Origin of the sequence: Pseudonocardia sp. KRD291 (assembly GCF_019263595.1) — a bacterium.
GTDB lineage: Bacteria > Actinomycetota > Actinomycetes > Mycobacteriales > Pseudonocardiaceae > Pseudonocardia.
Map to the genome: position 1 here is coordinate 23,766 of NZ_JADQDD010000029.1, position 9,204 is coordinate 32,969.

The following is a 9,204-nucleotide window of genomic DNA, read 5'->3' on the forward strand; positions in this document are numbered from 1 at the left end:
CTGGCCTGGGCTGCGCCCCGGCCCGGGACCGACGTTGCCCCCGATACGGTCGTTGCGCGCTGGCCTCGGACACCGACGACGGCGGCCGGGCGGTCGGTCAGCGCCGTCGGCGGTGCCCGGCTGATCTGGCCTGCTATGCCGAGTTCGGGTCGACGTGGGTCGTGCTGACGCTGATGCGCTCCGGGCTGAGTCGAGTCACCGGCTGCAGGCCGGACCGCGTCCGCGCGCCCCGCTCATCGGTGCATCGTTGCTCCTGGCGATGGAGGTCCTGCTGGTCCTCGAGCGCTGACCGCGGCCCGCGGTCTCAGCGCGGGCCACGTCTGAGAACCATGGCCGCGGGCGTCTGGGCAGGCGCAACGCTATTCTACGGGCCGTAGTAAATTGGGAGGCGAGAGCCACGTCGACGACGGAAAGCACCCCCGACGCAGCGGCGCACCAGGATTCAGACGCGCGCAGCTTCGACATCGCAGTGGGCGGAATGACCTGCGCGGCATGCGCCGGTCGGGTGGAGCGACGCCTGAACAAGCTCGACGGAGTCCGGGCCACGGTCAACTACGCCACTGAGCGGGCTCGGGTGACGGGCCCGTCCGACCTCGACGCGGGCCTACTCTCGGAGGCCGTCGAGCGGGCCGGCTACGCGGTCCGCTCGGTCACCGACCTGTCCAAGCCCGTCGAGCGACCTATCATCGGCGGGCCGTCGGCGTCGGTGCGCGACCTGCGCCGTCGGCTGGCGGTGGCGGCGGTGCTGGCAATGCCGCTGGCCGACCTGTCGTTGGCGCTGTCGTTGTTCCCCGAGCTGCGCTTCGCCGGCTGGCAGTGGCTCTTCCTGGCCCTGGCGGCGCCGATGGTCACCTGGTGTGCGGCCCCGTTCCACCGGGCGGCGTGGAACGGTCTGCGAAACCGCTCGGCATCGATGGACTCGTTGGTGTCTCTCGGCGTGTTGGCCGCGACGGCGTGGTCGTTGTGGGTGATGCTGCGTGGCGGCGAGGTCGAGCCGGGGTTCGGCACCGGGTGGGCGGCGTTGACCCGCACCGATGACGCGCTCTACCTCGATGTCGCCGCGATCGTGGTGACGTTCCAGCTGGCCGGGCGCTACTTCGAGGCTCGGGCCAAGCAGCGGGCCGGTTCGGCGATGCGGACATTGCTGGCGTGGGGCGCGAAAGATGTGGAGATCGTCGGCCGTTCGGAACGACGCCCGGTCAGCGAGTTGCGGGTCGGTGACCGGTTCGTGGTCCGGCCCGGCGAGAAGCTCGCCACCGACGGGCAGGTCGTCGACGGAAGTTCGGCGGTGGACACCAGCGTGGTCACCGGTGAGTCGGTGCCGCGCGAGGTCGTGGTCGGTGACCATGTCATCGGCGGCACGGTCAACGTGGGCGGCGGTCTGACGGTGCAGGCCTCCCGCGTCGGGGCTGACACCCAGCTGGCCCGGATGGGTGAGCTGGTCGAACGGGCCCAGGAGGGCAAGGCCGCGATCCAGCGGCTGGCCGACCGGGTGTCGGCGGTGTTCGTGCCGGCGGTGGCGGTGCTGGCTGCCGCGACCCTGGCCGGCTGGTGGTTGCTGGGCCCGTCGGTGGCTGCGGCGGTCACCGCGGCGTTGGCGGTCCTGGTGGTCGCCTGCCCGTGCGCGCTCGGGTTGGCCACCCCCACCGCCGTGCTCGTAGGTACCGGCCGCGGCGCGCAGCTGGGAGTTTTTCTCAAGGGCGTCCAAGCGCTGGAATCGACCCGGCGCATCGACACCATCGTGTTCGACAAGACCGGGACCCTCACCGAGGGCCGGATGAGCCTGGTCGCGGTCCGGGCGGCCGCCGGCACGACCGAGGACGAGGTCCTGCTCGCGGCCGCGTCGGTCGAGCAGGTCTCCGAACATCCGATCGCCGCGGCGCTGGCCGGCGCGGTCGAGGACGGCCGCCGGTACCCGGTCACCGAGTTCGCCGCGCTGCCCGGGCTGGGAGCGCGCGGCCTCATCGAGGGCCGGACCGTCCTGGTGGGACGCGCCCGGATGCTGGCCGAGCACGGCCTGGCCCTGCCGGAGGACCTGCAGTCCCAGCGGGCGGCGCTGGAGGCCGACGGGTCGACGGTCGTCGCCGTCGGGTGGGACGGTCGGGTTCGCGGCCTGTGCGCGGTGTCCGACCAGGTGCGCGGCACCGCCCGGTCCGCAGTGGCGCAACTGCGCCGGCTCGGGCTGCGTCCGGTGATGCTCACCGGTGACAACCCGACCGCCGCGTCCGTGGTGGCCGCGCGGGTCGGGATCGACGAGGCCGACGTGATCGCCGAGGCGACCCCGCAGTCGAAGGTGCACACCGTGCAGGCGCTGCAGTCCGGGGGCCGCACCGTCGCGGTGGTGGGCGACGGCATCAACGACGCCGCGGCGCTGGCCACCGCCGATCTGGGCATTGCCGTCGGGCGCGGCACCGACGTCGCGATCGAGGCCGCCGACATCGTCCTCGGCCGCGACGACCTGCACGCGGTCGGGGACGCGATCGAGCTCGCCCGACGCACCCACCGCACGATCCGGGCCAACCTGATCTGGGCGTTCGGCTACAACACCGCCGCGCTCCCACTGGCCGTCGCGGGCCTGCTCAGCCCGCTGGTGGCCGGGCTGGCCATGGCGCTGTCCTCGGTGTTCGTGGTCTCCAACAGCCTGCGCCTGCGCCGCTTCACCCCGCCCCCGCCGCCGGAGGACACAGGCCCCACGCCTGCTCGTCCGGCTCCGGCATCGACGCCGTGAACCGCGCCGCGGTCGAGTCCCGACCGGCGCACCGCAGCGCGGCGGCGGTGCTGGCGCGCGGCTGGGTCCTGACCTGGACGGTCGCTGCGTGCGTGGTGGGGGCGGCGCTGGCGGTGTTCGGGCCGGACCTCGCGCGGGTCTACGGCTATCCCTCGCTGGGTGTCGTGCTCAACGTCGGGATGCCCGTGGCCCGGATGCTCGCGGTGGGGGCGGCGGTGGGCGCCGTGGCCGCGATGCTGCTGGCAACCATCTACGCGCCCGGCGCGCCACGCGGGGCGTTGTCACCGCGTGGCTACCGGAGCCTGCGGACCGCCCGCCTGGCGGCCCTGGTCTATGTCATCGCCGCGGCGGCCGTCGCGGTCCTGACCTTCGCCGAGACCGCCGGTGTCGGGCTCGGCGGCCTCCTGGGCCGACCCGCGGTGCTGATGGTCGGGTTGTGGTCGGTCGAGCCGGCGTTCGGTTGGCTCGTCTCTGCCGGGGCCCTCCTCGTCGTCGCGCTGTTCGCTGGCGCGGTCTTGACCTGGCGCGGTGCGGTCGGGCTGCTGGTGTGCACGCTGCTGGGTCTGGCCGTGCCGCCGCTGACTGCGGTCGCGAACTCCGAGCGCTCGCACGACTGGTACGGCGACTCCCTGACGCTGCACGTGCTCGCCGCGGTCATCTGGCTCGCCAGCACGGTGGCGGTCGCCGCGCAGGCGCGCCGTGGGCCGGTGACCGAGATGACGATGCGCCGGCACCGGATCGTCGCGGGCGCCTCGGCGGTCGTGGTGTTCGCCTCCGGGGCCGTGCCCAGCGCGCTGGCCGCGCCACCCGCCCAGCTGCTTTCCTCAGGGTTCGGGCAGCTCGTGGTACTCAGCGCGGTGGCGTTGTGTGCGGCCACCGCGCTGGCGCGTCGTCGCCCACCGGGCTCGGGCCCGGCCCGAGTACTGCAGTTCCTCGCGCTCGAGGCGGGCCTGCTGGCGTTCGCGGCCGCGGCCGGGACAGCGATGAGCCGCCTGCTGCCTCCCGACCAGGGCATGAGCACCGACCCGCTGGTCTTCCTGCTCGGTTACGGCCTTCCACCGCAACTCGGCCTGGTCGAACTGGCCCTGTGGTGGCGGATCGACCTGATCTTCGCCCCGCTGGCCGTGCTCGGCGCCGCCGGCTACCTGATCGGGGTCCGCCGCCTACGGCGCGGGGGCGGCACCTGGCCCTGGCCGCGGACCGTGGCCTGGTGTGCCGGGTGCCTCACCGTGCTGGTGGCCACCTCGTCCGGGATCGGCAGCTACGCCACGGCAGTGTTCAGCGTGCACATGGCCGGCCACGCCCTCCTGGCCACCGTGGCACCGGCGCTGCTGGTGCTCGGACACCCACTGTCGCTGGTTCGGGCCTGCGCCCGACCGGCGACCGCCGAACGGGTCTCCGCGCTCGCCGACGCCGGACCGATGCGCACCATGCGGAACCCGGCTGTGGCCTGGCTGATCGCCGCCGTCGCGCTGTTCGGGATGTATGCCACCGGGCTGTTCGACGCGATCGTGCTCGAACACTGGTCCCACCCACTGATGACCGCACTCGCGCTCGGCAGCGGTCTGATCCTTTTCCGGTCGGTTATCGGCCACTCGCCGACCGGGGCGCAGCGGCCCGCGCTGGTTCGGCTCGGTGGCCTGTTCGCGATCGCCATGCTGCACGCCGGGTTCTCAGTGTGGCTGCTCGGCCTCTCGACCCCGCTCGCCGAACCGTTCTACGCCGCGCTCAACCTGACCTATGTACCCGGCTTGGTCGTCGACCAGCGGTTCGGCGCCATCCTGGCCTGGATCGTCAGTGACGTGGCGATGGTGGCCGTAGCCGTGGCCGTGATCCGTAGTTGGTGGCAGGAGACCGACGCCGAGCCCGCGGCGTCCCCGCAACGCCTGCACGAACGGACATGAATCACCGGTAGGCCACCTACCTCGCGCCATCCCTGCCACCGCTATCAGCCCCCGGGCGTCGCAGCCAGGAAGAGGTAGGCCGAACCGACCGCGGCGACCGTCAGCGCTGAACGGTGGCCGGGACTGGCCCCATCAACTCCGCTTCTTCAGGCCGTGACGAGGGACAGCTGGCCGCTGTGTATGCGCGGCCGCCGCTCCTCGTCCCGTCAAAGTGCAGATATGCGCATGCTGCTATATATTGGCCGGCATGGTGGGCGAGAAGCACGGTCACGGACACGGGCGGGGGATGTCGGCCGATGCCGATCGCCGGTGGCTGTCGATCGCGCTCGTTCTCATCGTCGGGTTCATGGTGGTCGAATTCGTGATCGGTCTGGTGGCCGGTTCGTTGGCGTTGATCACCGACTCGGCGCATATGCTGACCGACGCCGCGTCGATCGTGCTTGCGTTGGTGGCGATCCGGTTGGCCGCGCGGCCGGCTCGAGGTGGGTACACGTTTGGGCTGCGTCGGGCGGAGATCTTGTCCGCACAGGTCAACGGCATCACCCTGCTCCTGCTGGCGGCATGGTTCGTCTACGAGGGCATCCAGCGGCTGATCGAGCCGCCGGAGGTGGCCGGTGGCCTGGTGCTGGTCACCGCCCTGGTCGGGATTGTGGTGAACCTGGCCGCGACCTGGGCGATCTCGAAGGCCAACCGGACGAGCCTGGCGGTTGAGGGCGCCTTCCAGCACATCCTCAACGACCTATTCGCGTTCATCGCGACCGCGATCGCCGGGCTGGTGGTCCTGCTGACCGGTTTCGCCCGGGCCGACGCGATCGCCGCCCTGGTCGTGGCCGCGCTGATGCTCAAGGCCGGATGGGGGCTGGTGCGCGACTCGGGCCGGGTGTTCCTGGAGGCCTCACCCCGCGGGATCGATCCGGACGCCGTCGGCGCCGAACTCGCCTCCCTGCCCGGGGTCACCCAGGTCCACGACCTGCACATCTGGGAGATCACCTCTGGTCAGACGGCGCTCTCGGCGCACGTGCTCGTCGAGAGCGCCGCGGACTGTCACGAGGCCCGTGAGCGCGTCGAACGGGTCCTGCGCGATCAGCAGGAGGTCACCCACACCACCCTGCAGGTCGACCACGACGACCCCAGCGACCAGGATCATTGCGTCGAGCCGCACGGTCCGGTCCATCGGGGCGCCCAGGGGCCCGCCCCTCCAACCTCGCTGTGACGCCCGGATCGCTCGGCCCGAACCCGCTCGGCATCCCGAGCCGGGGTGATAGGCCCGATGCACTGCTACATCCCCGCCATCGAGGCCATTCCGTTGGCCGACGCCGTCTGCGCCAGGAACATGTAGGCCATCCCCACGGACATGGCCGTCAGACTCGCCCGGACCGACAGGTCGTGCCGGCCCCCGTCGACGGTTCCGGCTCGCGTGCGCGCTCGTACCTCGCCGGCGAGGATGAGGGAAATCCGGGCCGGTGCCGCTCGAGACTGGAGAGTCGGCGGCGGATGTGTCGGTGGGTCGACCTCCCCGAGCCCCCGATGTTCGAGCACGGCACCGAACCGGCCGCTCGCCCAGCCGAGAGCCTGCCCGGCGAACCACACCGCGGCGGCCGCAGCGACCCAGGGCAGGCCGATCTCCATCAGTGCGAACATGATCGCCATCCAAACCAGGTCGGCCACGTTGAGCAGCCACAGCACGCCGATCCGATTGCGTTGCAGCAGGCTCACCAGCAGCGCAGCGGCCACCAGCACAGCCACCGCGGCGAACACCGCCACGCCGGCCCGGGCCGGGATCTGCAGGGCGTCTCCGGGTAGGTACATCGTCACCATCGCGGCGGCCATCAGGATATGGAGCAGGTGCCAGAGCCGGTGACGTCGCACCATCACCGCGGCGTGCCACACGTGCACGCCCAGAACGAGCACGAACGCGGCGGCCGCGAGCAGGCCCACCGGCGCAGGGATCCACGAGGTCGTCATCACCCTGTCCTTCCACGCGCCCGGCCGCGGCCTCTGCCGCGGTTCCCACCCTCCTCGGCTCTACGCACTGTAGAAGAATAGGGTGGGTGCCGGGCCACCGCATCGCGGTCACACGAACCGGGTCGTGAGGGCAGAGAGGGGCGCGCGCATCGTGAGTAGTGCTGCTGGGTTTCCGATGACGATGCCGCCGGCCGACCCCCCGCCGATGACCATGTCGACGTTGCTCACCAGCTGGACCTTCGATCCGGCGATGCTGATCCCGCTCGCCGTTGCCGCCGGGTTGTACTTGTGGGGAGTGCGGGTGCTGCGCCGCCGCGGGGTCGCGTGGCCGACCCGCAGGATCGTCTACTGGTTCCTCGGTCTCGCCGTGATCTTCGTGGGCGTGTCCTCCTCGCTCGGGGTCTACGACCGCGCACTGTTTACGGTGCCCGCCATCCAGCACATGCTGCTGCAGATGATCGCCCCGGTCGGTCTGGTCCTCGGGGCGCCCACCAGCCTCGCTCTGCGAACGCTGCCCAAGGCCTGGCGCCGCCGGATCCTCGCGGTGCTGCACAGCCCGCCGGTACGTCTCATGTCGCACCCGGCGATGGCGTTCGCCTTGTTCGCGATCACCCAGTTCGTTTTCTACTACACACCGATCTACGAGGGCTCGCTGACCAACGTGTGGGTGCACGACATCATGCACCTGCACTTCGTGTTGACCGGGTTCCTCTTCTACTGGGCCCTGCTCAGTATTGATCCGACCCCGCACCGGGTGCGGTTCAGCTTCCGGCTGTTGCTGATCATCGGCATGGGCCCCGTGCACATCCTGCTCGGAATCCCGATCATGATGAGCAAGAGCTTGTTCGCCGAGGACTTCTACCGCAGCCTCGCCCGGGACTGGGGCCCATCGCTACTCGAGGACCAGCACATCGGCGGGGCCATCCTCTGGGGATTCGGTGACATCTCCGCCATCGCGCTCATCGGGGCCTTCATCCTGCAATGGTTCCGCTCCGATGAGCGCCTGGCTATTCGCACCGACCGGCAGCTGGACCGCCTCTACGGTGACGGTGCGACGCTGCGGCCGTGGTGGTTGACCGACAACAACGCAGACACCCCCGACGTGCTGGGCCCCCAACGCGACGGCTCCTGAACCCCACCCACCCCGGGGCCCCTCAGATGCCGGCTGTGAGTGCTCGTGTCGCCCCGGGGTGTGGCCGGTGCCGAGTCGCTGAGGTAGCGTCGCAGCACGAGTTCTACCGATCGTAGTAGGCGGTGACGGTGAGCCTGACGCTGTGGCGCGTGAGCCGGCCGATGCTGGTGGCTATGGGGCTCAGCCTTGCCGTTTGCCTGCTGCTCGCCCACGCCGCGATGGCCAGCAATGGTGAGGGCGCCGCGAGCGCCGCGCCGGTCGGCTCGGTTGCGCTGGTGGCCCAGGAGGCCTCGGCCCCGGGCCCTGTCTTGCCGGAGGGGCCGGGGCCATCGAACTCGCAGTGGGGTCATAGCCCGCTGGCTGCTGACGCCGGGCGCGCACCGGCCGTCGGCGCGACCGGCATGGTCGACGACGCGGTCTCGCCCCTGTCCGGGTTGGCCGGGCTCTCAGCCGACGTCGTCGACCGATCCGGTCCGCGCGGCGGGGATGTCCCTGCGTCGGGGGTTCGACAGTTCGCCCGGTACGGGGTGGGGCTGTTGTTGACCTTGGGTGTCCTCAGAAGGTGATCAGGCGCTAGGTGGTCGGGGCGGTGTGTCCCGACCTGCACGACCGCTCCTGTGGCGGCGGGGCCCCCTTGACCGCCCGCCACGGACGTTTCGCCCGATGCATCGACCGACAGCGGCGCTCGCCCGCTGGTTCCGGAGAGGCCACACCATGACCAGTTCGACCTGCGGAGTGCCGCGGTGACCGCGGTAGCTCCCAAGCCCATCACCACCCGACCCCACGCGGCCCGACGGTCCGGCAAGGGATCGACGCTGCTCAAGATGCTGCGGACGACAGACCCCAAGGACATTGCGATCCTGTACCTGGTCACGTCGTTCGGGTTCTTCCTGGCCGGCGGTGCCATGGCACTGCTGATGCGCGGCGAGCTCGCCCGTCCGGAGCTGCAGTTCCTCTCGACCGAGCAGTACAACCAGCTGTTCACGATGCACGGCACGATCATGCTGCTGCTCTACGCGACGCCGATCCTGTTCGGGTTCGCGAACTACATCGTGCCGCTGCAGATCGGCGCCCCCGACGTCGCGTTCCCGCGGCTCAACGCCTTCTCCTACTGGCTGTTCCTGTTCGGCGGGCTCACCGTCGTCTCCGGCTTCCTGACCCCCGGCGGCGCCGCGGACTTCGGCTGGTTCGCCTACACCCCGCTCTCCGACGCGATCCACTCGCCCGGCCCGGGCGCCGACCTCTGGGCGATCGGACTGATCGTGTCCGGTCTGGGCACGATCCTCGGCGGCGTCAACTTCGTGACGACGATCGTCTGCATGCGCGCGCCGGGCATGACGATGTTCCGGATGCCGATCTTCACCTGGAACATCTTCATCACCGCGCTGCTGATCCTGATCGCGTTCCCGATTCTCACCGCCGCCCTGTTCGGGCTGCTGGCCGACCGCCAGCTGGGCGCGCACGTGTTCGACCCG

At 71.0% G+C, this 9,204-nt stretch carries 7 protein-coding genes; 6 read left to right on the top strand and 1 reads right to left on the bottom strand.

Going from position 1 to position 9,204, the window contains the following annotated elements; translation table 11 throughout:
- The first annotated feature begins 469 nt into the window (after nucleotides 1–469).
- From I4I78_RS06920 to I4I78_RS06930, 3 genes are all read left to right on the top strand, one after another.
- Nucleotides 470–2,728: a heavy metal translocating P-type ATPase gene (locus I4I78_RS06920; RefSeq protein ID WP_308251945.1), complete on the top strand. Its 2,259-nt coding sequence runs from the start codon at nucleotides 470–472 to the stop codon at nucleotides 2,726–2,728.
- A complete protein-coding gene (locus I4I78_RS33710) occupies nucleotides 2,725–4,632 on the top strand; it encodes a cytochrome c oxidase assembly protein (RefSeq protein WP_218610366.1) in 1,908 nt (635 codons plus the stop codon). The genes I4I78_RS06920 and I4I78_RS33710 overlap by 4 nt, the downstream gene beginning before the upstream one ends.
- A gap of 286 nt (nucleotides 4,633–4,918) precedes the next feature.
- Nucleotides 4,919–5,845: a cation diffusion facilitator family transporter gene (locus I4I78_RS06930; RefSeq protein WP_226379244.1), complete on the top strand. Its 927-nt coding sequence runs from the start codon at nucleotides 4,919–4,921 to the stop codon at nucleotides 5,843–5,845.
- A 65-nt stretch (nucleotides 5,846–5,910) separates the two neighbouring features.
- Here I4I78_RS06930 and I4I78_RS06935 read toward each other — a convergent pair whose 3' ends face one another.
- Nucleotides 5,911–6,597 carry a DUF5134 domain-containing protein gene (locus tag I4I78_RS06935; RefSeq protein ID WP_218610368.1) on the bottom strand — a complete coding sequence of 229 codons (687 nt, stop codon included), beginning with the start codon at nucleotides 6,595–6,597 and terminating at the stop codon, nucleotides 5,911–5,913.
- A 220-nt stretch (nucleotides 6,598–6,817) separates the two neighbouring features.
- Between I4I78_RS06935 and I4I78_RS06940 the strand changes: the two genes are divergently transcribed.
- From I4I78_RS06940 to I4I78_RS06950, 3 genes are all read left to right on the top strand, one after another.
- A complete protein-coding gene (locus I4I78_RS06940; protein WP_218610369.1) occupies nucleotides 6,818–7,729 on the top strand; it encodes a cytochrome c oxidase assembly protein in 912 nt (303 codons plus the stop codon).
- 122 nt (nucleotides 7,730–7,851) lie between these two features.
- Nucleotides 7,852–8,295 carry a hypothetical protein gene (locus tag I4I78_RS06945; RefSeq protein WP_218610370.1) on the top strand — a complete coding sequence of 148 codons (444 nt, stop codon included), beginning with the start codon at nucleotides 7,852–7,854 and terminating at the stop codon, nucleotides 8,293–8,295.
- A gap of 177 nt (nucleotides 8,296–8,472) precedes the next feature.
- Nucleotides 8,473–9,204, top strand: a 732-nt coding sequence (locus I4I78_RS06950) for a cbb3-type cytochrome c oxidase subunit I (protein WP_218610371.1), incomplete at its 3' end; no start/stop codon positions are given.

Bases quoted from the DNA above. Each gene is read 5' to 3' on its own strand.
- I4I78_RS06930 (WP_226379244.1), top strand. From the start codon at position 4,919: ATGTCGGCCGATGCCGATCGCCGGTGGCTGTCGATCGCGCTCGTTCTC.
- I4I78_RS06935 (WP_218610368.1), bottom strand. From the start codon at position 6,597: ATGACGACCTCGTGGATCCCTGCGCCGGTGGGCCTGCTCGCGGCCGCC.